At 66.4% G+C, this 23,640-nt stretch carries 24 protein-coding genes; 21 read left to right on the top strand and 3 right to left on the bottom strand.

Features of this window, described 5'->3' with window-relative positions; all coding sequences use genetic code 11:
• Positions 1–120 precede the first annotated feature (120 nt).
• The 8 genes from EV641_RS02285 to trmD all read left to right on the top strand — a co-directional run bounded on the left by EV641_RS02285 (position 121) and on the right by trmD (position 7,977).
• Complete coding sequence (locus EV641_RS02285; RefSeq protein WP_054717737.1) at positions 121–459, top strand: P-II family nitrogen regulator; 339 nt, start codon at positions 121–123, stop codon at positions 457–459.
• Positions 449–2,950, top strand: a complete 2,502-nt coding sequence (locus EV641_RS02280) for a [protein-PII] uridylyltransferase (RefSeq protein ID WP_132470583.1) — start codon at positions 449–451, stop codon at positions 2,948–2,950. The genes EV641_RS02285 and EV641_RS02280 overlap by 11 nt, the downstream gene beginning before the upstream one ends.
• Before the next feature lie 136 nt (positions 2,951–3,086).
• The gene (gene ffh / locus EV641_RS02275; protein WP_054717743.1) at positions 3,087–4,658 is read left to right on the top strand and encodes a signal recognition particle protein; all 1,572 of its coding nucleotides are present in this window, start codon (positions 3,087–3,089) and stop codon (positions 4,656–4,658) included.
• Between the two features lie 65 nt (positions 4,659–4,723).
• Positions 4,724–5,791, top strand: coding sequence for an amidohydrolase family protein (locus EV641_RS02270; protein ID WP_241996755.1), 1,068 nt, complete (start codon positions 4,724–4,726; stop codon positions 5,789–5,791).
• A 172-nt stretch (positions 5,792–5,963) separates the two neighbouring features.
• A complete protein-coding gene (rpsP, locus tag EV641_RS02265; protein ID WP_054718069.1) occupies positions 5,964–6,404 on the top strand; it encodes a 30S ribosomal protein S16 in 441 nt (146 codons plus the stop codon).
• Positions 6,404–6,646 (top strand): RNA-binding protein, encoded by a 243-nt coding sequence (locus EV641_RS02260; RefSeq protein WP_054718064.1) that lies wholly within the window; start codon positions 6,404–6,406, stop codon positions 6,644–6,646. Before rpsP ends, EV641_RS02260 begins: the two co-directional genes overlap by 1 nt.
• Before the next feature lie 8 nt (positions 6,647–6,654).
• On the top strand, positions 6,655–7,269 hold the full coding sequence (rimM, locus tag EV641_RS02255) for a ribosome maturation factor RimM (protein WP_054718066.1): 615 nt from the start codon (positions 6,655–6,657) through the stop codon (positions 7,267–7,269).
• Positions 7,270–7,272: 3 nt separating this feature from the next.
• Positions 7,273–7,977, top strand: a complete 705-nt coding sequence (gene trmD / locus EV641_RS02250) for a tRNA (guanosine(37)-N1)-methyltransferase TrmD (RefSeq protein ID WP_132470579.1) — start codon at positions 7,273–7,275, stop codon at positions 7,975–7,977.
• Between the two features lie 6 nt (positions 7,978–7,983).
• Here the strand turns inward: trmD and EV641_RS02245 are convergent, their stop codons facing one another.
• Entirely contained in the window at positions 7,984–8,943 is a 960-nt protein-coding gene (locus tag EV641_RS02245) for a serine hydrolase (protein ID WP_132470578.1), read from the bottom strand.
• Between the two features lie 125 nt (positions 8,944–9,068).
• Here EV641_RS02245 and EV641_RS02240 point away from each other — a divergent pair, with 125 nt between their 5' ends.
• The 10 genes from EV641_RS02240 to EV641_RS02195 all read left to right on the top strand — a co-directional run bounded on the left by EV641_RS02240 (position 9,069) and on the right by EV641_RS02195 (position 18,476).
• Positions 9,069–11,435 (top strand): Tex family protein, encoded by a 2,367-nt coding sequence (locus EV641_RS02240; protein WP_132470576.1) that lies wholly within the window; start codon positions 9,069–9,071, stop codon positions 11,433–11,435.
• A gap of 155 nt (positions 11,436–11,590) precedes the next feature.
• A complete protein-coding gene (locus EV641_RS02235; protein ID WP_132470575.1) occupies positions 11,591–12,499 on the top strand; it encodes a hypothetical protein in 909 nt (302 codons plus the stop codon).
• An 83-nt stretch (positions 12,500–12,582) separates the two neighbouring features.
• Positions 12,583–12,924: a 50S ribosomal protein L19 gene (rplS, locus tag EV641_RS02230; protein ID WP_054715236.1), complete on the top strand. Its 342-nt coding sequence runs from the start codon at positions 12,583–12,585 to the stop codon at positions 12,922–12,924.
• A gap of 290 nt (positions 12,925–13,214) precedes the next feature.
• On the top strand, positions 13,215–13,955 hold the full coding sequence (gene lepB, locus EV641_RS02225; protein WP_054715258.1) for a signal peptidase I: 741 nt from the start codon (positions 13,215–13,217) through the stop codon (positions 13,953–13,955).
• Positions 13,952–14,650 (top strand): ribonuclease HII, encoded by a 699-nt coding sequence (locus EV641_RS02220; RefSeq protein WP_132470573.1) that lies wholly within the window; start codon positions 13,952–13,954, stop codon positions 14,648–14,650. The genes lepB and EV641_RS02220 overlap by 4 nt, the downstream gene beginning before the upstream one ends.
• 37 nt (positions 14,651–14,687) lie before the next feature.
• Positions 14,688–15,002 carry a DUF2469 domain-containing protein gene (locus EV641_RS02215; RefSeq protein ID WP_006550963.1) on the top strand — a complete coding sequence of 105 codons (315 nt, stop codon included), beginning with the start codon at positions 14,688–14,690 and terminating at the stop codon, positions 15,000–15,002.
• A gap of 170 nt (positions 15,003–15,172) precedes the next feature.
• On the top strand, positions 15,173–15,529 hold the full coding sequence (locus EV641_RS02210) for a YraN family protein (RefSeq protein ID WP_132470571.1): 357 nt from the start codon (positions 15,173–15,175) through the stop codon (positions 15,527–15,529).
• The gene (locus tag EV641_RS02205) at positions 15,529–17,037 is read left to right on the top strand and encodes a YifB family Mg chelatase-like AAA ATPase (RefSeq protein ID WP_054715246.1); all 1,509 of its coding nucleotides are present in this window, start codon (positions 15,529–15,531) and stop codon (positions 17,035–17,037) included. Before EV641_RS02210 ends, EV641_RS02205 begins: the two co-directional genes overlap by 1 nt.
• Positions 17,034–18,209 carry a DNA-processing protein DprA gene (dprA, locus tag EV641_RS02200; RefSeq protein WP_132470569.1) on the top strand — a complete coding sequence of 392 codons (1,176 nt, stop codon included), beginning with the start codon at positions 17,034–17,036 and terminating at the stop codon, positions 18,207–18,209. Before EV641_RS02205 ends, dprA begins: the two co-directional genes overlap by 4 nt.
• Positions 18,210–18,269: 60 nt before the next feature.
• A complete protein-coding gene (locus EV641_RS02195; RefSeq protein ID WP_054715250.1) occupies positions 18,270–18,476 on the top strand; it encodes a hypothetical protein in 207 nt (68 codons plus the stop codon).
• An 80-nt stretch (positions 18,477–18,556) separates the two neighbouring features.
• On the opposite strand, the gene EV641_RS02190 is transcribed toward EV641_RS02195, so the two are convergent.
• Complete coding sequence (locus EV641_RS02190; protein ID WP_132470567.1) at positions 18,557–18,835, bottom strand: hypothetical protein; 279 nt, start codon at positions 18,833–18,835, stop codon at positions 18,557–18,559.
• 96 nt (positions 18,836–18,931) lie between these two features.
• On the opposite strand from EV641_RS02190, the gene EV641_RS02185 reads away from it, so the two are divergent.
• Complete coding sequence (locus EV641_RS02185; protein WP_054715254.1) at positions 18,932–19,714, top strand: siderophore-interacting protein; 783 nt, start codon at positions 18,932–18,934, stop codon at positions 19,712–19,714.
• Positions 19,715–19,733: 19 nt separating this feature from the next.
• On the opposite strand, the gene EV641_RS02180 is transcribed toward EV641_RS02185, so the two are convergent.
• Positions 19,734–20,897 carry a multidrug effflux MFS transporter gene (locus EV641_RS02180; RefSeq protein ID WP_054715256.1) on the bottom strand — a complete coding sequence of 388 codons (1,164 nt, stop codon included), beginning with the start codon at positions 20,895–20,897 and terminating at the stop codon, positions 19,734–19,736.
• 87 nt (positions 20,898–20,984) lie between these two features.
• Between EV641_RS02180 and EV641_RS02175 the strand changes: the two genes are divergently transcribed.
• Together EV641_RS02175 and EV641_RS30230 are read left to right on the top strand one after the other, a co-directional pair.
• Entirely contained in the window at positions 20,985–21,923 is a 939-nt protein-coding gene (locus EV641_RS02175) for a tyrosine recombinase XerC (protein WP_132470565.1), read from the top strand.
• 702 nt (positions 21,924–22,625) lie between these two features.
• Positions 22,626–23,615 (top strand): MinD/ParA family protein, encoded by a 990-nt coding sequence (locus EV641_RS30230; RefSeq protein ID WP_132470780.1) that lies wholly within the window; start codon positions 22,626–22,628, stop codon positions 23,613–23,615.
• Positions 23,616–23,640: the final 25 nt, after the last annotated feature.

The following is a 23,640-nucleotide window of genomic DNA, read 5'->3' as shown; positions in this document are numbered from 1 at the left end:
ACCTCGTCACCGAAGTAACGCCTCACCTCGTCGCTGAGGTGGAAAGTGGACGAAGATAGCGGGCAAGGATTACGCGGACACCAACGACAACGTCCGGTGGGCACCGGGAAGGGATGAGAAATGAAGTTGATCACGGCAATCGTGAAGCCGTTCACGCTCGAGGACGTCAAGGCAGGGCTCGAACAGGCCGGGGTGCTCGGAATGACCGTGAGCGAAGTGCAGGGCTACGGACGCCAGAAGGGCCACACCGAGGTGTATCGCGGAGCCGAGTACTCGGTCGACTTCGTGCCGAAGGTGCGCGTCGAGGTCGTCGTCGACGACTCCGTTGTGGACAAGGTGGTCGACACGATCGTCGAGGCCTCACGCACTGGAAAGATCGGTGACGGCAAGGTGTGGGTCACCCCGGTGGAATCGGTGATTCGAGTCCGCACCGGAGAAAGAGGTACGGATGCACTCTGACCCCCGAGGGGCAGAGAACCGAGGCCCAGGACACGCTGCTCACGCGGCGGGTCGTGGGCCTTCGGCCTCTTCGACCCCGGCCACGGCGACAGACCTCTCGGCGGCCCGGGACGCACTCGTCTCCAGCTCCGGCCGAACTCGTCGCCTCGACACCCAAGCGCTGCGCGACGCGCTCGTCGACCTGTTCGATTTCTGGTTGACCACCGAGGGTTCCGACCTCGGCATCAGACCGGACAGCGGGTTCGCACTCGTCGCGGTCGGGGGCTTAGGCCGACGTGAGATGCTGCCGCACTCCGATCTCGATCTCATCCTGCTCCACGACAATATCGATCCCGAGACGGTGTCGTCGGTGGCGGACCGGCTGTGGTACCCGCTGTGGGACGCACATCTCCGGCTCGATCACAGCGTCCGGACGGTCCCGCAGGCTCTACAGGTGGCTTCCGGTGACCTTCCCGCAGCGCTCGGGATGCTCGAAGCCCGACACATCGCCGGCGACCAGGAACTGAGCAACTTGCTCATCGGTGGCGTGCGCAGACAGTGGCGCACCGGGATACGGAACCGTTTCGACGAGCTGATCGAGATGACGGAAGCGCGGTGGGAGCGGTCCGGCCAGATCGCGCACCGCGCCGAGCCCGATCTCAAGAGCGGTCGGGGAGGGTTGCGGGACGTACAACTGCTCAACGCGTTGTCCGTCGCGCAGCTCACCGACGGCATGCCTGGCCTCGGACCGGATGCACCCGGGGGCGGGCTCGCGGCAGCACATCGTCACCTTCTCGACGTCCGCACCGAACTGCACCGTGTCGCGGGTCGTGGCCGCGATCAACTGCAGGCTCAGGACGCTGACGAGATCGGCGCTGCACTGCGCATCGGCGACCGTTTCGACCTGGCACGTCTGCTCACGGAGGCGGCGCGAACGATCAGCTATTCTGTCGAGGTCGGTGTTCGCACCGCGGGTAACTCGCTGCCGCGCAAGGGCTTGTCGCGCCTGCGGCGTGGACCGGTGCGCCACCCCCTCGACGAAGGCGTCGTCGAGCACGGCGGCGAGGTCGCGTTGGCCCGCGATGCCCAGCCGAGCAAGGACCCGGGCCTGATCACCAGGGTAGCGGCTGCAGCTGCACGATCGGGTCTACCGATCTCCGCGGCGACGTTGACCCGGCTGTCGGATCACGCACCGGAATTGCGGGAGCCGTGGCCTCGCCAGGCGCTCGACGACCTGATCGTGCTGCTCGCGTCAGGACCTGCTGCTGTCGACGTCGTGGAGGCCCTCGATCGCACTGGATTGTGGGGACGTCTGTTGCCCGAGTGGGGAGCGGTCCGCGACCTGCCACCCCGCGACGCCGTTCACACCTGGACCGTCGATCGCCATCTGGTGGAAACCGCAGTGCACGCGAGTGCACTCACGACGCGGGTGTCCCGCCCTGATCTGCTGCTCCTCGGTGCGCTCCTCCACGACATCGGCAAGGGCCGCGGCGGCGACCACAGTGTGGTCGGTGCCGAGGTCGCCGACCAGATCGGAACGCGCATGGGCTTGTGGCCGTCCGATCTGGCCGTGCTCACGGCGATGGTCCGGCACCACCTGTTGCTCCCGCACACGGCGACCCGGCGCGACCTGGACGATCCGGCAACCGTCGCGTCGGTGGTGGACACATTGGGCGGCGACCCACTGCTCCTCGAACTGCTGCACGCGCTCGCGGAAGCAGATTCGCAGGCCACCGGACCCGGTGTGTGGGGCGAGTGGAAAGCCTCGCTCATCCGGGAACTGGTGCGACGCTGCCGGCTGATGATGGCAGGGGAGGACCTCCCTGCTCCGTCCCCGATCGACCCCGAACTCGCGCAACTCGCCGAGGACGGTGCCATGCATGTCTCGCTCGACCCGCGGCCCGACGGTCGTGGCTACACCGCGACGGTGGTGGCTCCGGACGAGCCCGGCGTGTTGTCCGACACCGCGGGAGTGCTGGCTCTGCACGGGCTGAGAGTGCAGTCGGCCTCCATCGGAAGCCACGCAGGAAGCACGGTCAATACGTTCGTGGTGGTGCCACGGTTCGGTGAGCCGCCTGCGGCGGGTCTGCTGCGGCAGGAATTCGTACGCGCACGGTCCGGTGATCTGGATCTGCTCGCGGAACTCGAGGCGAAGGATCGCGCGGCACGCGAGTCCGCACCGTCGGTACGTCCCGAGCGCGCGGTGCCCGGCACGTATTCGCAGGCCCCACCACGGCTGATCTGGCTCGACACGACGGACCCGGGGCAGGTTGTGCTGGAGGTCAGGGCGGAGGACCGCGTCGGGATGCTCTGTCGCCTCGCCGGCGTGTTCGAGGATCTCGGGGCCGACGTGCGGTGGGCGACGGTGACGACGATCGGATCGACCGTGGTCGACTCGTTCTGCGTCGATCTGTCCACCGCCGGAACGAGGGCGTCACGGGAACGGCTCGAGCAGGCTCTGCTGGCCGTTCTTCCCACTCCTGAGCCGAAGAAGCCCTCCACGGCGTCGTGAGCTGACCCGCGATCCCGGGTCTCCTGCCGTCTGTCGGTCGGCCGGACGGCCCCACCCCCGGTTGCGGGTGGATCGGAGCGGCTACCCTGGAGCGCAGTATTGTCCGTGTTCTCGTCAGACCGCAGGAGCGCATTCGGTGTTCGAATCCCTTTCCGACAGGTTGACAGGGGTCCTCAAGGACCTGCGCGGCAAGGGGCGCCTGTCCGACGCGGACATCGACGCAACGTGCCGCGAAATCCGCCTTGCCCTCCTCGACGCGGACGTGGCGCTGCCCGTCGTGCGCTCGTTCATCAAGAAAATCAAGGAACGCGCCAAGGGCGCCGAGGTTCACGGCGCGCTGAACCCGGCTCAGCAGGTCGTCAAGATCGTCAACGACGAACTCGTCGGGATCCTCGGCGGTGAGACCCGCCGGCTCCAGTTCGCGAAGACCCCACCGACCGTCATCATGCTGGCAGGTCTGCAGGGTGCGGGTAAGACCACGCTCGCCGGCAAGCTCGCCAGGTGGCTCAAGGATCAGGGTCACACCCCGATGCTGGTCGCGTGCGACCTCCAACGTCCCGGCGCGGTCACGCAGCTGCAGGTCGTCGGGGAACGTGCCGGCGTGTCGGTGTTCGCGCCGCATCCGGGAACGTCGATCGGTGGTGGCGAGAACGAACTCGGTGTCACGGCCGCCGACCCGATCGCGGTCGCACAGCAGGGCATCGCGGAGGCGAAGAACAAGCAGTACGACGTGGTCGTCGTCGACACCGCCGGCCGCCTCGGCATCGATCAGGAACTGATGGCGCAGGCCGCAGGCATCCGCGACGCCGTCCAGCCTGACGAGACCCTGTTCGTTCTCGACGCGATGATCGGCCAGGATGCCGTGAGCACCGCTGAGGCGTTCCGCGAGGGTGTCGGCTTCACCGGCGTCGTGCTCACCAAGCTCGACGGCGATGCGCGCGGCGGTGCCGCGCTCAGCGTCCGCGAACTGACAGGCCGGCCGATCCTGTTCGCATCCACGGGTGAGAAGCTCGAGGACTTCGACGTCTTCCACCCCGAGCGTATGGCCAGCCGCATCCTCGGTATGGGCGATGTGCTCACCCTCATCGAGCAGGCCGAGCAGCACTTCGACGCCACACAGGCCGAAGCGACCGCCGCCAAGATCGGGAGCGGCGAGCTCACCCTCGAAGACTTCCTCGAACAGATGATGGCCGTGCGCAAGATGGGTCCCATCGCGAACCTGCTCGGTATGCTCCCCGGAGCGGGCCAGATGAAGGACGCGCTCGCGGGCGTCGACGAGAAGCAACTCGACCGGATCCAGGCGATCATCCGCGGCATGACCCCTGCGGAGCGTGCCAACCCGAAAATCATCAATGGCTCCCGTCGACTGCGCATCGCCAACGGCTCCGGCGTGAAGGTTTCCGATGTGAACCAGCTCGTCGACCGCTTCTTCGAAGCGCGGAAGATGATGTCCGCGATGGCCGGCCAAATGGGTATGCCCGGCGCCCGGCGCAACCAGCGTTCGAAGAAGGGCAAGAAGGGAAAGAAGGGCGGCCGCGGGCCGACACCGCCGAAGGTGCGGGGTGGTCTTCCCGGCGGCATGCCCGCCGGGTTCCCGGGGCTCGGTGCGGGCATGCCCGACCTGTCCAACATGCCGAAGGGCCTCGACGAAGTCCCTCCGGGTCTCGAGGGCTTCGATCTGTCGAAGTTGAAGTTTCCCAAGAACTAGAACGCATTCGCGAGAAAACGGGAGGCCCAGTCGTGGTCGGGGTCGGTGCTGGAGGTCCGTTCGTCGTGCGCGGCAGAACACTGCCGGACGGTGGACCGGTCGAATTGTGGATCGCCGACGGCGAATTCTCCCGTGAGCCGATTCCCGGAGCGGAGGTGCTCTCGACCGGCGGGTGGGTGCTGCCGGGCCTGGTCGACGCGCATTGTCACGTCGGGATCCGGTTCGGTGGGGGAGTCGAAGACGAAGCGGGTGCGCTCGCGCAGGCCGTCATCGAACGCGACGCGGGTGTCCTGCTTCTTCGCGACGCCGGATCCCCGGTCGACACACGCGCCTTCGATGCCCGCCGCGATCTGCCGACGATCATCCGGGCAGGACGGCACATCGCGCTGCCGAAGCGCTACATCCGTGGTCTGCCGGTCGACCTCGAGGACGAGTCGCAACTTCCTGACGAGGTCGCGCGGCAGGCCCGCGCCGGCGACGGCTGGGTCAAACTCATCGGAGACTGGATCGACCGGGAGACAGGTGACCTGGCACCGCTGTGGAGCGATGCGATCCTCGTCGAGGCGATTGCCGCGGCACATCATGAGGGTGCCCGCGTCACGGCGCACGTGTTCGGTGAGGACGCGCTGCCCGGCCTGCTCGCCGCCGGCATCGACTGCATCGAACACGGCACCGGCCTGACCGACGACACGATCGCGACGATGGCGGCGAAGGGCACCGCACTGGTCCCGACCCTGGTAAACATCGAGAACTTCCCCGATATCGCGGACTCGGCCACACGCTTCCCCGTGTATGCCGCGCACATGCGCGACCTCCATTCGCGTGTCGCCGACACCATCGGCGCCGCCCACGACGCCGGCATCCCGATCTACGCGGGCACCGACGCCGGTGGGCAGGTGCAGCACGGCCGGATCGCCGACGAGATCGCAGCACTGGGCAAGGTCGGACTCGACGCCGACGAGGCCTTCGCGGCAGCGAGTTGGGCGGCACGCGCCTGGCTCGGCCATCCGAGCCTCGAACCGGGTACCTCCGCCGACCTGATCGTCTATGCGGACGACCCCCGCATCGATCCGGGATCGGCCCGCCCCGACCTGGTAGTTCTACGTGGCGCCGTTGTCGTGGGCTCCGCCTGACCGTCGATTTCCCGTCCCGATCCCACGTCTGGCAGAATGGACCGCTGTCGTCGCATCCGGTTCCGTACCGCGCGGCGGTCACAGGTTAGAGGCAAAACCGGGCGTGCCAATCGGGCGCGTCGTCCGAATTGCACGTGACATGCGCGCCCCGCGCGCGAAGGAGAACACAGCAGTGTCTGTCAAGATCAAGCTCACCCGACTCGGCAAGATCCGCAACCCGCAGTACCGCGTCGTCGTCGCCGACTCGCGCACCCGCCGCAACGGCCGTGCGATCGAGACCATCGGCCGCTACCAGCCGAAGGAAGATCCGTCGATCATCGAGATCGATTCGGAGCGCGCACAGTACTGGCTGAGCGTCGGTGCCCAGCCCACCGAGCCTGTTCTCAACCTCCTCAAGATCACCGGTGACTGGCAGAAGTTCAAGGGCCTGCCGGGCGCCGAGGGCACCCTGAGGAAGGCAGAGCCCAAGCCGACCAAGCTCGAGCTGTTCCAGGCCGCTCTCGCGCAGGCCGAGAACGAGCCGGCCGCTGAGGCGATCACCCCCAAGAAGAAGAAGGCTGCCAAGGAAGAGGCTTCCGAGGCTGCTGCTGAGTCCACCGAGGCCGCCGAGTAATGAGCGCCGTGGTGGCCGATGCGGTCGAGCATCTCGTCCGTGGCATCGTCGCGCATCCCGATGACGTGCGCGTCGACCTCATCACCGGTCGCCGCGGCCGCACCGTCGAGGTCCACGTCAATCCTGACGACCTCGGCAAGGTGATCGGTCGCGGTGGCCGCACCGCGACGGCACTGCGGACCCTCGTCACCGGAATCGGTGGCCGAGGAATCCGCGTCGACGTCGTCGACACCGACCGCTAGGAGAGTCGGTGGAGCTCGTGGTAGGCCGTGTGGTGAAGTCGCACGGCATCAAAGGTGAGGTGGTCGTCGAGGTTCGCACCGACGAACCCGACGAGCGCTTCGCTGTGGGCGCGGTGCTGCGTGGCCGTAAGCCCCGCGAGCAGAAACTGCACAACTACACGGTGGAAGCCGCCCGGGAACACTCCGGGCGGCTTCTGCTGCGTCTGAACGGTGTCACCGACCGCACCGGATCCGACGCGCTGCGCGGCGTCCTGTTCGTCATCGACAGTGAGGACCTGGCCCCGTCCGACGATCCCGACGAGTTCTACGATCACGAACTCGAAGGATTACCGGTCCGGATCGTGGCCGGCCGCCCCGACGGCGGTACCGAGATCGGCACCGTACGTGAGGTCCTGCACACCGCCGCAGGTGAACTTCTGTCGATCCGGCCTGCCGACGACGCGAGCCGGGAGATCCTCATCCCGTTCGTCACCGAGATCGTTCCCACGGTGTCGGTCGCAGACGGCGTGATCGAGATCGATCCACCCGACGGTCTGCTCGATCCCGATTTCGGGGAGCCACCCACCAAAGCGAAGAAGCAGCAGGAAATGAAGCTGCGCCGGGCGACCGAGGAGAACGAGTAGTCCGTGCGGCTCGACGTGGTGACCATATTTCCTGAGTATCTCGAACCACTGCGCGCGGCCCTGCTCGGCAAGGCGATCGACAAGGGTCTGATTTCCGTAGGCGTGCACAACCTGCGCGACTGGACGCACAATGTCCACAAGGCCGTCGATGATTCACCCTACGGCGGCGGGCCCGGCATGGTCATGAAACCTACTGTCTGGGGACCGGCTCTCGACGATGTCGTCGGCGTCGACGACGGATCGACCGACCCGGATGTGTTGCTCGTCGTCCCCACCCCTGCGGGCAGGCCTTTCGATCAGGCGACCGCGCAGCGGTGGTCGACCGAGAAGCGCATCGTCTTCGCGTGCGGTCGATACGAGGGAATCGACCAACGAGTCTTCGACGATGCCGCGAAGCGCGTCCGCGTCGAGGAAGTCAGCATCGGCGACTACGTGCTGATCGGCGGTGAGGTCGCCGTACTGGTGATGGTCGAGGCAGTCGTACGCCTGATCCCCGGGGTGCTCGGCAATCAGCTGTCGCACCAGGAGGATTCGTTCTCCGACGGATTGCTCGAAGGCCCCAGTTACACGCGGCCCGCGTCCTGGCGAGGGCTCGACGTTCCTCCGGTACTGCTCTCCGGTGACCACGGCAAGGTCGCACAGTGGCGCCGCGAACAGTCGCTGATCCGGACGCGCGAGCGGCGTCCTGATCTGCTCACCGACAACTGAGCGGGATCAGCCGAACACGGTTTCCACCACCATCGTCACAGTCTCACGTGCATGACGGGCACTTTCGTCATCGGACGCGTCGTACATCGAGGTGTCCGGAAGGAACCGGCCGTCGTACTCGGGGTCCTGGTAGGTCACCGTCTCGCGCGACAACACGGCGACCACATATCGGTGGTCGTTGCCGAAGAACCCGGTCGACAGATGAATCCACTGCGAGTCGAGGCAGCACATCCACCCGGCCTTGGATCCGAGGTCTACGGCATACGAGAGTCCGTCGGGTAGGCCGAACTGCTGGTCGTAGCCGTCTGTTCCGGTGGGTTCGGACTCGATCAGGTACCCGACGATACGGGCGGAGGCGGGCTCGTCCAGTCCCGCTCTGCCGCTGAGCAGGTCGTCGTACCAGGTCAGGATGTCCGATGCTGTCGTCACGGTGTTCCACCAGAAGTCGGCAGGGGCGACCGTGCCTCGGAGGCTGTGCCTCGCGACGACGCGATCGACGATCTCAGGGCCGTCGAACGAATCCCACAGCAGGCTCGCGGCCGAATCGTCCGACCGCGTGAGCATGGCGCCGATCAGATCGTAGTCGTCGTCGGTCAGCATGATCTCGCCGATCGCTTCCCGGAACAGCAGGTCGTCGGCAATGAACAGTTTGACCACGGACGCAGTTTCGATGGGCTCGTCCACGCCGCCGACCGATCGCGCACCCGTTGCCCGGTCCAGAACGGCGACCGTGACCTCCGCGCCACGCTCGGCGGCGAGTTGTGTCGCCCTGCCGATTCGGTCCGCGAGTGCGTCCATCCTGATCGGGTCGCTGATGCTGGTGCCTGCGTCTGCCTCGACGTGCAGGCCCCCAGCGGACACCTCGGACCCGACGGCGGGTGCCCCGTGCAGGGGCGCTCCGCACGCCGACAACGTTGCTGTCACGACCAGCAACGCGAGGCCCGACCGGAACCGATCCCGGGTCATCCAACACTCCTGTATTCCATTGTGCGACGCACAGCGCGCCGGTGGTCGAGGTTCGGGGTCCCGGAGAACAGGTGCTCGAGGCACCACGGGGAACATACGAAAGGATAAAGGTAGGGTCGATCGTCGTGACGACCCAACTCGACACCGTGAACCGGCGCATCGCCGACGAACTCGACGTCCGCGAAAACCAGGTGGCTGCGGCGGTGGAACTGCTCGACGGCGGCGCGACCGTGCCCTTCGTCGCGCGCTACCGCAAGGAGGTCACCGGCGGGCTCGACGACGCCCAGCTCCGCACCCTCGAAGAGCGCCTGAGGTATCTTCGCGAACTCGACGAACGCCGCGCTGCGATCCTCGATTCGATCGAAGAGCAGGGCAAGCTCGACGACGAGCTCCGCGGACAGATCATGCTTGCCGAGACGAAGGCCCGGCTCGAAGACATCTACCTGCCCTACAAGCCCAAACGCCGCACGAAGGCCCAGATCGCCCGTGAGGCCGGGCACGAGCCCGTCGCCGACGCACTGATCGGCGACCCGACCACCGATCCGGCGCAGTACAGCGCCGAACAGCTCGACGGTGCCCGGGCAATCCTCGTCGAACGGTTCGCCGAGGACGCCGACCTCGTCGGTGAGCTGCGTGAGGCCATGTGGAGCCGTGGCGGCCTGAAGTCCACGGTGCGGCCGGGGAAGGAAACCGACGGCGCGAAGTTCGCCGACTACTTCGAGTTCTCGGAGCCGTTCGCCGACCTGCCGTCGCACCGTATCCTCGCCGTTCTACGCGGCGAGAAGGAAGAAGTTCTCAGCCTGTCGCTGGAGCCGGACCTCGAAGAGCAGGAACCCGGAGAACCGTCGTACTACGAAGGCCGGATCGCCGGCCGTTTCGGGATCGCCGATCAGGGGCGTGCCGCCGACCGCTGGCTGCTCGACACAGTCCGTTGGGCGTGGCGCACCCGGCTGCAGGTCTCGATGGGTGTCGACGTGCGGATGCGGCTCAAACAGTCGGCCGAGAGCGACGCCGTCGACGTGTTCGCCGCGAACCTGCGCGACCTGTTGCTGGCAGCGCCGGCGGGAAGCCGCCCCACGATGGGCCTCGACCCCGGCTTCCGTACGGGCACCAAGGTCGCCGTCGTCGATGCGACGGGCAAGGTCGTCGACCACACGACGATCTACCCGCACCAGCCGCACAACAAGCACGACCAGGCGCTCGCGACCCTCGCGACTCTGGTGGCCGAGCACGGTGTCGAACTCATCGCGATCGGCAACGGCACTGCTTCCCGCGAGACAGACGCCCTTGCCACAGAGCTGATCGCCAAGTCCGGTGTCACCGGTGTGACCAAGATCGTTGTGTCGGAAGCCGGGGCATCGGTGTATTCGGCATCCGCCTACGCATCCCAGGAACTTCCTGACCTGGACGTATCGATCCGCGGTGCGGTCTCGATCGCGCGACGCCTGCAGGATCCACTCGCCGAACTCGTCAAGATCGACCCCAAGTCGATCGGTGTCGGGCAGTACCAGCACGACGTGTCCGAGACGATGCTCGCCCGGTCGCTCGGTGCGGTCGTCGAGGATGCGGTGAACGCAGTCGGAGTCGACGTCAACACCGCCTCGGTGCCCTTGCTTTCCCGCGTCTCGGGCATCACCGGATCACTCGCCGAGAGCATCGTCACCCACCGCGACCAGAACGGCCCTTTCCGCACCCGCAAGGCACTCAAGGACGTCGCGCGGCTCGGGCCGAAGGCCTTCGAACAGTGCGCAGGCTTCCTTCGCATCCCAGGCGGTGACGATCCGCTCGACGCCTCAGCGGTGCACCCCGAGGCCTACCCGGTGGTCCGGCGGATCGTCGACCGCAGCGGCACCGGCGTCCTCGAACTCATCGGCAGCTCTGCTCTGCTCTCCAAGCTGCGGGCGGAGGAGTTCGTCGACGACAAGTTCGGTCTTCCGACCGTCACCGACATCATCAGCGAACTCGAGAAGCCGGGCCGTGATCCGCGCCCCGAGTTCAAGACCGCGACTTTCGCTGCGGGAATCGAGAAGGTCGGCGACCTGGTGCCGGGCATGGTGCTCGAGGGTGTCGTCACGAACGTCGCCGCCTTCGGTGCGTTCGTCGACGTCGGAGTTCACCAGGACGGACTCGTGCACGTCTCCGCGATGTCGCGCAGCTTCGTCCAGGACCCCCACGATGTCGTGAAGTCGGGTGAGGTCGTCAAGGTCAAGGTCCTCGATGTCGATGTTCCGCGACAGCGCATCAGCCTCACCTTGCGCCTCGACGACGAGATCCCGTCAGGATCGGACAGCGAAGGCACCACCGCGCGCGGAGGTCGCCAGGGCGGATCCCGGCCTGCACCTCGCGGTCAGCAGGGCGGCGGCCGTGGGCAGGGCGGCGGCAAGCAAGGTGGTGGCAGGCAAGGAGGTGGCAAGCAGGGCCGGCGCCCCGAAGCTGCACCCGCCAGCGGATCGATGGCCGACGCTCTGCGTCGCGCCGGCTTCGGCAAATAGCCGTGCACGGGTGCCGGTCGTATCGCACCGCGAGCGACCGGCGCCTGGGATGCTGAAACACGTGCGGGTTTCACGGTCGCGAAGCTCGGACAGTGTCGTCTCGGGCAGTGTCGTGATGAGGACTACGGGGCCGCAATGAGGACTACGGTGCCGCGATGATGAACTGGCTTCGAACCGAGATCGTCGATCACGGGCGCCTGCCGCTGTTGTGCTTCCTTCTGGGCTTCGTCGTGGCTTTCGTCTTCATTCGCATCAGCGTCCGGATGATACGGGCGAAGGTGCGGTGGTGGCCCGGCAACATCACGCCCGGTGGGCTGCACGTGCACCACATGGTGTTCGGGGTGGTCACGATGGTCATCGCGGGCGGCGGTCTCATCTCGGTGTACGAGGTGGGCACCAGGGCTGTCGTTGCCGTTTTTGCTGCACTGTTCGGGGTGGGAGCGGCGCTGACTCTCGACGAGTTCGCGCTCATCTTCTATCTTCACGACGTCTATTGGGAGGAAGAGGGGCGGGTCTCCGTCGACGCGGTGTTCGTTGCCATTGCAGTGACCGGAATGCTCATGCTCGGCCTGCAACCCCTCGATCTCGTCGACCTCACCAACTTCGACGACGGTGGCGACTGGGCGAATCGGTTCGTTCTGGTGGTATCGGTCCTCGTGAATCTGCTGCTCGCAGGCGTGGTGCTCGCCAAGGGCAAGATCTGGACCGGTCTGGTCGGGCTGTTCGTAGTCCCGTTGCTCTGGGTCGGCGCGTTGCGCCTGTCGCGGCCAGGGGCGCCGTGGGCTCGCTGGCGCTACCAGGGGAAGACGCGGAAGATGACCCGTGCGATCGCGCGTGAACGCCGATTCCGCAGACCGGTGATCCGAGCGAAGATCTTCGTACAGGATCTCGTCGCGGGTGCCCCGACCCTGGAAGCGGTGCTCGGGAGTGTCGAGCATTCGCGAATTGCTGCGGAAGCCGTCCTCGACAGGACGGTCCATGCGGCTCCGGCGCCCGTGATTTCACCCAACCCGGTGGAGTCTGGCACTATAGACAGGTTGCCCCGTTCGGGCACGCCTACCTGACCTGGGCACGAACCGGTCGAGCCCGCCTTACGGCGGTCGCCGCCAGGTTCCTCTGCTCGAGCGAACAAGAGGATAGAACACCGATGAACACCCTGGACTTTTTGGACGCAAAGTCGCTGCGCGACGACATTCCGAACTTCCGCCCCGGCGACACGCTCGACGTGCACGTCAAGGTTATCGAGGGCTCGAAGGAGCGTGTGCAGGTCTTCAAGGGCGTCGTGATTCGTCGCCAGGGCGGCGGCATCCGTGAGACCTTCACCGTCCGCAAGATCTCGTTCGGCGTCGGTGTCGAGCGCACCTTCCCGGTGCACAGCCCGAACCTCGCGAAGATCGACGTCCTCACCCGCGGCGACGTCCGTCGCGCGAAGCTGTACTACCTGCGCGAGCTGCGCGGCAAGGCTGCGAAGATCAAGGAAAAGCGCTGATCGTCGCTGCCTGACGGCATATCTACGAGCCCGGTCCGGATACATATCCGGGCCGGGTTCTGTCGTACCTGGTCGGTTACCGGACCATCGGACTTGTGACGCACGTACGACGCCCCCGGCCGCCGATTCAGTGGCCACAGGTACGAGAATTGCGTAGACGCTAGTCTTGTCCGGTGGCAGATTCACCGCACGAACCGGCCGGGCCGGACGCGAACCGACATGGCGACGACCGACTCCCGGCACACAACCGGACGTACGGTGCTCACCACAGGAGAGAGGAACCGGACGACCTGAACGACGACAGCGGCACCACGAAGAAAACGAAGAAGCAGAAGTCGTTCTGGCGTGAACTCCCGATCCTCATCGTCGTCGCGCTCGCGCTGAGTTTTCTCCTTCAGACCTTCGTTGCCCGCGTGTACCTGATCCCGTCCGAATCGATGGAACCGACACTGCACGGGTGTCCGGGCTGCACCGGCGACCGCATCGTCGTCGAGAAGATCGGCTACCGATTCGGTGATCCGCGACCCGGGGACGTCATCGTGTTCAAGGGACCCGATTCGTGGTCCGAGGGATATTCCTCGACGCGCTCCGAGAACCCCGTCCTCCGCGGGATCCAGGAAGTCGGCTCGCTCGTCGGGCTGGTCCCGCCGGACGAGAACGATCTCGTCAAGCGTGTCATCGCGGTGGGTGGACAGACCGTCGAATGCTGCGACGACCAAGGCCGGATCCTCGTCGACGGACAACCGATCGACGAGCCCTACGTGAAGATGGATTACCCGTTCACACCCGGCGTCGTCACTTGCGACACCGAGGTGCCGTCCGGACGCTGTTTCGGTCCCGTCACGGTGCCGGAGGGGCACGTGTGGGTGATGGGCGACAACCGCAGCAACTCCGCGGACTCGCGCTATCACGTCGGCGACGAGCATCAAGGGTCTATTCCGTTGGAAAATGTGATAGGAAAGGCGCGCTTCATCGTGCTGCCCCCCGGCCGATGGGGCCTCATCGATTCCCCGGAGATCATGCCTTCGTGAGTACTTGGCCACCGCGACCGGTGATCCGCCGATCATCGGGTCTACGGACGATGGAATCGACGCTGCTGCGATGCGGGCTCGGTCCGGTCGCCGGTGTCGATGAAGCCGGTCGCGGGCCGTGTGCCGGCCCGCTGGTCATCGCCGCCTGCATTCTGGAACCGAAGCCGCACCGATCTCTGGATCGCCTGGACGATTCGAAGAAGCTGACCGAGAAAACCCGTGAAGAGCTTTACGACGCCATCGTGCGTCGTGCACTGGCGTGGAGCGTGGTGGAGGTGCCGGCCGCCGAAGTGGATGCCATCGGCATCCACGTGGCCAACATCGAGGGGATGCGGCGTGCCGTCGCGGGATTGTCGCTCGCACCCGGATACGTCCTCACCGACGGATTCCGGGTCCCAGGTCTGCCGGCGCCGTCGCTGCCGGTGATCGGCGGGGACGGCGCTGCATCGTGCATCGCCGCGGCGAGTGTGCTCGCAAAGGTAACCCGCGACCGGATCATGGTCGGGCTGGACTCAACGTATCCGGGGTACGGTTTCGCGATACACAAGGGCTACAGCACGGCGGTACACATGGCGGCACTGCGCGAACTCGGCCCGTCACCCGAGCATCGGAGATCATGGGCGAACGTTGCCGCAGCGTGCGGCGAAGCACCGTTCCGACGCCGACTCGTCGGTGCCGGAATGGATGCGGGATGATGACAGAACACACCAGAGTGGGAGGACACCGAGACCGATGAGTGCCGAGGATCTCGAGAAGTACGAAACCGAGATGGAACTCTCGCTGTATCGGGAGTACCGGGACATCGTCGGTCAGTTCGCCTACGTCGTCGAAACCGAGCGGCGTTTCTATCTTGCCAACGCCGTCGAGCTGCTTCCGCACAACGCCAACGGTGAGGTGTATTTCGAGGTTCGGATGTCGGACGCCTGGGTGTGGGACATGTACCGCCCCGCGCGGTTCGTCAAGCATGTCCGGGTGATCACGTTCAAGGACGTCAACATCGAAGAGCTCGACAAGCCCGAACTCCGTCTGCCCGACAAGCTCGGATGAGCCCCGCACCATAGCGAAAGCCGCGGACAGGGCTGCCGTGCGCCGGCCGATGCGCCGGTGGTTGTCCACACCCGGTCGTTTCATCCACAGATTTCCTCTATCGGGCATCGACGCCCCATTGACCTGATCTCCCTGCTGCACAGTGTGTGCACGCAGGGAGAGGAACAGGGATGGGACGAAATCAAGAAGTGGGGATCCACGGTGAGGAACTCGCGGCCGAACACCTCGAGTCCACGGGGATGGTGGTCCTCGAACGCAACTGGCGGTGCCGGTACGGCGAGCTGGACCTGATCGCGCAGGACGGTGCAGTCCTCGTGTTCGTGGAGGTCAAGACCCGAACCGGGCTCGGTTACGGCACACCCGCCGAAGCCGTCACACGTGTGAAGGCGGAGCGGCTGCGGCGCCTGGCCGGACTGTGGCTCGCCGACCAGGACCGCCGATGGGACCGGATTCGCATCGACGTCGTCACGGTCGTGCTGGTTCGGGGGAACGCCCCCGAGATCACCCACCGCAAGCAGGTGCTCTGATGGCGTTGGGAAAGGCATGGTCGGTGGCCGTGGCGGGTGTCGACGGCCACGTCGTCGAGATCGAAGCCGATATCGGCGGGGGATTGCCGGGCGTGAAGATGGTCGGCCTGCCCGACACGGCACTGCAGGAATCGCGTGACCGCGTACGCGCGGCGGTGTCGAACTCCGGTGGGAAATGGCCGGATTCGAAGGTGGTCTTGGCGCTGTCGCCCGCGACACTGCCGAAGGTGGGCAGTGTCTACGATGTCGCTCTCGCGTGCGCGGTGCTCAACGCCGCCGATGTCGTACCGCTCGAAGCGATGACGAAGACGATCTTGCTGGGCGAACTCGCACTCGACGGCCGGTTGCGACCGATCCGAGGAGTACTGCCTGCCGTTGTCACGGCGAAGAACTACGGATGGCCGCGAGTCGTGGTGCCCACCATGATGATGACCGAGGCGTCGCTCGTCGCGGGAATCGATGTGTACGGCGCTGACAACCTGCGCGACGTGGTGCTGTGGCTGCAAGGCGACGGTCCGCTCGAACGCCCCGATCCCCGTGCAGCTCCGCCACGAACTCTGCGTGCGGACCTCAGCGAGGTCGTCGGACAACACGAGGCGCGCCGCGCGATCGAAGTCGCCGCGGCGGGCGCGCATCACCTCATGCTCACCGGTCCGCCAGGGATCGGAAAGACGATGCTCGCCCAGCGTCTTCCGGGAATACTCCCCGAGCTGAGCGAAACCCATGCCCTCGAGGTGACTGCTGTTCATTCGGTCGCAGGGACCCTCACATCGGACCGCCCCCTTGTCACGGAACCGCCGTTCATCGCGCCGCACCACACCGCGACGGTGGCCTCGCTCATCGGTGGTGGGACGGGTATGGCTACACCGGGGGCGGTCAGCCGTGCGCACCGTGGAGTGTTGTTTCTCGACGAGGTCGCCGAGATGGGAACGAAGACTCTCGAGGCGTTGCGAACACCCCTCGAAGACGGAGAAGTGCGCATCGCCCGTCGAGACGGCGTGGCCCGCTATCCTGCCCGGTTCCAACTGGTCCTGGCAGCGAATCCCTGCCCGTGCGCGCCGGCTCGCGACGCCGATTGCGTGTGTGTGCCCACTGCGCGGCGCCGATATCTCGGGCGACTGTCGGGTCCATTGCTCGACCGTGTCGATCTGCGGGTGCGGATGCAATCCGTCGCGACCAGCGCGCTGATGGGGGAGGTAGGGGAGAGCACCGACGACGTACGGGCCCGAGTCGCGACTGCGCGTGCCGCTGCCGCGGAGCGGTGGAAGGAGTTCGGGTGGGCGACGAATGCGGAGGTTCCGGGGCCGGCCCTGCGCCAGAGATTCCGGTTGCCTGCCACCGTTGTGAAACCGGTGGAGTGGGCACTGCGAAAGGGTGCAATCACCGCTCGTGGGGCGGACCGGGCACTGAGAGTTGCTTGGACGCTGTGCGATTTGGAGGGGGAGTCGCGGCCGACAGAGATCCACGTGGCCGCTGCGCTCGACTTCCGGGACCGCGGTGCCGCATGACCAGTCGTGCTACCAGCGGATCATCCGTGAACGGGGCACCGAAGGGAGATGAGAGACGGCGCGCGTGGGCATATCTCTCGGCGGTTACCCAAGGCGCGTCGAGGACGGTGTCCGCGGCCATCGCCGAACACGGAGTCGTCGAGGTCGCAGAGGCTGTGCGGAAAGGTTCGGCGGGTGCCGAACTCACCGCGAAACTCGAGCCTCGCGCCCACCTCGACACCGCTGCCACTGATCTGGAACGGCTGAACCAGGCAGGCGGACGCCTCGTCACCCCGGACGACGACGAATGGCCCGCGTGGCAGATGCTCGGGTTCGATCAACTGGACACCGCCACCGACGCGGAAGGGCCGCCGTTGGCGCTGTGGGTGTGGGGACAGCTGCGGCTCGACGAACTCGTCGAACGTGCCATCGGGATCGTCGGCACCCGCGCTGCCAGCGGCTACGGCGAACACGTGACGGCGGAGATCGCGGGCGACCTCGCCGTCGACGGGTGGGCGGTGGTGTCCGGGGCAGCATTCGGGATCGATGCCGCGGCACATCGCGCTGCCCTCGGTGTCGGGGGAACAACCGTTGCGGTGCTCGCGTGCGGTGTGGACCGGGCCTATCCTGCCGCGCACGCGAAACTTCTGCGAGGCATCTCCGAATCCGGCCTGGTGATCAGCGAATACTCGCCCGGCACCGTGCCCGCGCGGTATCGATTCCTGGCGCGTAATCGGCTCATCGCGGCGTTGTCCGGAGGAACTGTCGTCGTAGAGGCGGGGTGGCGCAGTGGCGCCCGCAACACGGCAGCGTGGGCTCGCCGGTTCGGCAGAGCGGTGATGGCGGTGCCCGGGCCGGTCACCTCAGCGGCGTCCCAGGGATGCCACCGCATGATTCGCGAGGGCGAAGCGCGGCTGGTCGGGAATGCGCGGGACATCGTCGAGGAATGCGGTTCACTTCTCGGAGTCGACGACGACCGAGATGCGCAGTTCGTGCGCGCACTCGACGGGGTCTCGGGCGACCTGGCACTCGTCTATGAGGCCTTGCCTGCGACAGATGCGTGTGAGCCGATCGCGGTCGCAGAATCCGCGGGTGTCTCGGTCGACCGCGTGCGCGCAGCGTTGCCCCTGCTCGAGATGGAAGGACTCGTCCGGCGTGACGAGGACGGCTGGTCGCGCGTCGCGGGCAGGTAACGTTCCGCCGCGCAACGCGATGCAGTCTACGCAAATACGTCAATTCGGAAGGGAATCCCGATGATTCGAAAGTTCGTCGTGATTGTTGCTGTGGCCGCCGCGCTCGGTGTGGGATCGGCAGGGACCGCTGCCGCCGATGCACCGCCCGTCAGTCCGTTGCCGATTCTCGACCACAACGGCTGCTTCACGACGCAACTGCAGTGCATGGTGGAGGGATTCCTGTTCAATCTGGTGACAGGGTCGGCGGATTCCGGTTCTTCGTTCTGAGCTCGGGCAACCTGACGTTCGGACGATGAAGAGGTCGTGTTCTCCGTAGTGGGGGGCACGACCTCTTCGTTGTAGGTGGGTTACTCGGCTGCCGAGGGTTCGGCGGACTCGGCTTCGGGCTCGTCGCCGATGTACCAGGCGAGATCCTCGCGATGCCACTTCACGGCGCCGCGGTGGGCCTTGCGGAACTCCTTGAGGACGGCTCGGTCGATCGACGGGTGACCGCTGTCGCCCACGTAGATCCACTCCGACCCGAACTTGGATTCGATGGCGTCGACCATGTCGGCCTGACCGACCCGGCGTTCGGTGGTGATGATGTCGACCATCCAGGTGGCAATGTCGGACGCACTGGTATTCATGGTCTCGAGCGTAGTCGGACGACATCGGGCCACTGCGCCTGACGTCGAACAACGGGTAGTGTCCCTGAAGGAAGGTAATCCTAATAAGGAGGCAGGGTGGCACCCAAGGGTCCGCAATCGACAACGTTGACAGTTCTGCGCACGGAGGTTGTGTCCGAGCATTTCGTTCGTGTGGTGCTGGGAGGTGACGGGTTCGCCGACTTCACTCCTCGACCCGAAACCGACAGCTACGTCAAGATCGAACTCCAGGCGGGTGACGACACTGTGGTGCGTACCTACACGGTGCGCCGCGTGGACCCGGACGCCGAGGAGATCTGGATCGACTTCGTCGTCCATGGCGACGAGGGGGTCGCCGGACCGTGGGCGCGCTCCGTCCAACCCGGAGCCGAGGTCGTGCTTCGAGGCCCCGGAGCGGGCTACCTGCCCGATCCGGCGGCGGACTTCCACCTGCTGGCGGGCGACGAAACAGCAGTACCCGCGATCGCGGCGGCACTCGAATCCCTCCCGGCCGATGCTGCCGGAGCGGCGTTCATCGAGGTTGCCGGCGAAACCGACGAACTCGAACTTGCGGCACCGTCCGGGGTGACCGTGACGTGGCTCCATCGAGGTGTCGCGGCCGGCGATGCAGGCCCGGACCGGATCGACGGCAATGCACCGCTCGTTGCCGCGGTGCGGGGACTGCCGTGGCCCGAAGGCGACGTCCAGGTGTTCGTGCACGGTGAGGCGGAAACCGTCATGAAGCACATCCGTCCCTACCTGCGTAAGGAACGGGGAGTGAAACCGGTGCGCGCGTCGATCTCCGGTTACTGGCGCCGCGGCAGGACCGAGGAAGGCTTCCGCACCTGGAAGCGAGAACTCGCCGAGGTCGAGGCCGTCTAGAGCCGAATCCGTCCGACGGTCAGGTGCGGGGCACGCGAGTGAGCGTGAGCAGCGCGGTCATCGCGAGTCCCGCCGAGACGACGATCGCGATCGCCATGGGAGCGGCGGTGTCCTCTCCACCCAAACCGACCAGCGGCGAGACGATCGCGGCAAGGCCGAACTGGGACGCACCCATGATTGCCGAGCCGGTGCCTGCTGCAGACGGCACTTCGCCCTGACCGAGAGCTGTGGAATTACCCATCGTGAATCCGAGGCTGAACACGACGGCGAACAGCAATGGCAGCAGGAGCCAGCGGTGAGCGCCGAGAATCACCGTGGTGACCAGCAGCAGTGTTCCCGCAGTCAACATGAGGGTGACACCGAACAGCAGAAGGGACCGCACCTCGAACCTGCCGATCAGCCGGGTGTTGATGATGTTCGCGGTCACCAATCCCACCGAGTTGGCTGCGAAGACCAGCGAGAATTGCGTGGCGGACATTCCCAGTACGCTCTGCACCACGAACGGCGATGCCGAGATGTAGGCGAACATCGCGCCGAAGCCGAGCGCGAACGACGCGGCGTACCCGATGAACCGGCGGTTGCCGAGGACGTAGCCGAAGTTCCCTGCAAGCGCTGCGAACCCGCCGCCGTGACGCTTCTCTGGTGGCAGCGTTTCGGGGATGAACACGAGAACCCCAGCGAGCATCGCGATGGAGGCGCCGGTCAGGACCCAGAAAATACCGCGCCACCCGATGGGGTCGAGAAGTGCACCGCCGATGACGGGCGCGGCTATGGGTGCGATGCCGCCGATGATCATCATGAAGCTGAACAAGCGAGCAGATTCGTGGCCGCTCGTGCGATCGGCGATGACCGCGCGGGCGAGCACGATACCGATACCCCCGCTGAAGCCCTGAATCGCTCGTGCTCCGATCAGGACCTCGACCGTCGGTGCAAGCGCGCACACGGCGCTACTCACCGCAAGCACGATGGTGCCGATGATGAGTAGACGGCGTCGGCCCCACCCGTCGGAGAGGGGACCGGTGACCAGCTGGCCGATGCCCAGGCCCGCCATGAACGTCGTGAGCGTGAGCTGAATGCCGACGGTCGAGGTTCCGAGACTCTCGGACATGATCGGCAGGCCGGGAAGATACATATCCGTCGCCAGCGGCGCTGTGGCCGACAGTAGAGCCAGTGCGCACAACATCGGCCAAGAGATTGTTTTACTCACGAACGAACACTATCGAGGCGCGTTGGCTTGCGTGGATCCGGAACACCGCGCACGGTGGTGCGCATGGCCCATGATCCGGCATCGGCGCTGCCTCCCGCGCTCGCCGTCCATGTCGAGGATTTCGCGGAGCATCTGACATTGCAGTCGAACCGGTCGGTGCATACGGTCCGCGCGTACACGACGGACGTGCGTTCGTTGCTCACTCACCTCGCAGACGGGAAGCCGGACGCGCGGGTGTCCGATATCGACCTCGGGACTCTGCGGGCATGGCTCGCGCGGCAGGTGGCCTCCGGTGCTGCTCGCAGCACGATCGCGCGACGCACATCGTCGGTCCGGACTTTCACTGCCTGGCTAGTACGCTCGGGACGCGCAGAACACGATCCCGGAACGCGCCTCGCATCTGCAGGTGCACACCGGACATTGCCCACTGTTCTGCACGCCGAGCAGGCGTCGGAAGTGATGGTGGCTGCGGAGTCCGGCGCTCGGGAGGAACACCCGGTTGCGTTACGAGACCGCGTGATCGTCGAACTGCTCTACGCGACCGGTATCCGGGTTGGGGAACTGTGCGGGCTCGACCTCGACGACGTGGACTCCGAGCGGCGTGTCGTGCGGGTGCTGGGCAAAGGCGACAAGGAACGAACGGTGCCCTACGGGGTGCCCGCCGCGGATGCGCTGGAACGGTGGGTGGCCATCGGCCGGCCGGCCCTGGTGACAGCGGCGTCCGGGCCGGCGCTGCTCCTCGGAAAGCGTGGCGGGCGCATCGGGCAACGGCAGGTACGCACGGTGGTGCACGAGGCGGTCGGGGCCGTTCCCGGAGCGCCTGATCTCGCGCCGCACGGGTTGCGACACACGGCAGCGACCCATCTGCTCGAAGGCGGCGCCGATCTGCGCGTCGTCCAGGAGGTCCTCGGTCATTCGAGTCTCGCGACCACTCAGCTGTACACGCATGTGTCGGTTGCGCGGCTGCGTGCGGTCCACGAGCAGGCGCACCCCCGTGCCTGAGCTGTGCATGCGCCTGAGGTGTACGCAGCTCAGTCCGCTTTGGTAGCGTCCCAGCCGGTCGACAGTGGGGGATTTCGGGGGGATCTGATGATACGTGACGAGTCGAACCATGCGCTGCCTGCGTGGTTGCAAGACGAACCCGATGTTCGGCCGGCGCCGGTCACGCCGCGCCGTGGTCTGCGCCGTAGTGCTGCACGCGCGACGGAACCGCACACCGAGGATCCCGCGTCGCAGACAGGACCGATGGCGGGCTCGGTGCAGACCACAGCGCCCGCACGCTCCGCTGCAGCACTCTCGGCTCCGCCCGGCGCACCACCGGTCCCGGTCCCTTCCAGCGCAGCACCGATCTCATCGACACCCGCCTCGATCGCGCCGCCGGCGTCGGTGCCGTTTTCGATCATTCCGGTTGCGCGTGATCCGGAGCCGCCCGTGCCGGCCGCACCGGAGCCGGTAGAGCCGGAGCCGATGGAGCCGGTGGAGCTGGAGCCCGTAGCGGTTATGCGCGAATCCGAAGATCTGCCTGAACTCGCGCCTGACGCGGAAACGGTGTCTGACCCGGAATCGGCGCCCGTGCGTGAGCCCGTAGTCGAGGGCGAGCCTCTGCTGGAACCGGAGCGTGCTGTCGAAACGGAGGCAGTCCAGGCGCCGGCGCCGGTTCGCGAACCCGACCCCGCTCCTGTCGGAGGCCCAGATCCGGATGTCATGCACGATCCGGCTCCGAGCGCTACGACGGCGCCGGACCATCAACCGTCGAACCTCGACCTCGCGTCGGGAGTGCTCGTCCGTCGTTCCCAGCGTGCGCCGAGCCGCGGGTGGCGGCGCGGTGTGCATCGGCTCACCGGGGGATTGTTCGATCCCGGAGAATCCTCCGACGACGCGCACCACGACGATCTCGTCGCACGCATCCGCCAGCCGATCGGCGGCGATTACCGCATCGCGGTGCTCTCACTCAAAGGCGGTGTCGGCAAGACCACGACGACGATCGGGCTCGGCTCGACCTTCGCGTCGATGCGTGGTGACTGTGTGATCGCTGTCGACGCCAACCCGGATTTCGGAACCCTCGCGCAGCGGATTCCGGAGCAGACGCAGTCGACGGTGCGGGATCTGATCGCGATTGCGGACCGCATCGAACGCTATTCGGATGTGCGCGCTCACACGTCGCAGGCTCCGAGTCGGCTCGAAGTGCTTGCCAGTGAACGTGATCCCGCGGTGTCGGAGGCGTTCAGCGAGGACGACTATCGCCGGGTCATCGATATCCTGCAGGTCTACTACAACATCATTCTCACCGACTGCGGAACCGGCATCATGCACTCCGCGATGAGGGGTGTGCTCGATCTGGCGAATGCCCTCGTGCTCGTCGGGTCACCGGCCGTCGATGGTGCTCGCAGCGCCGCCGCGACACTGGACTGGCTCGAGCATCACGGCTACGGCGACCTCGTCGACCGCACGGTCGTGGTGATCAGTTCGCCGCGACCGGGTACCTCCAGCATCGACCTCGGTGCGTTGACCGCGCACTTCCTCGCGCGCTGCCGCGCGGTGCAGGTGGTGCCGTTCGACGAGCACCTGGCGGAGGGGGCCGAGATCGACCTGAACCTGCTGCGTCCCGCGACGCGACGGGCGTTCGCCGAGCTCGCGGCCATGGTCGCCGACGATTTTCCGGTTCTGACCGGGCGGCATTCCGCGCAGTGGTGACGAGGACGTGCCGATGGACTGCTCA

The organism is Rhodococcus sp. SMB37 (genome assembly GCF_004345605.1).
Taxonomy (GTDB): Bacteria; Actinomycetota; Actinomycetes; order Mycobacteriales; family Mycobacteriaceae; genus Rhodococcus.
The sequence above is the reverse complement of the archived record's forward strand: the minus strand, read 5'-3'. Positions and strand labels throughout refer to the sequence as shown.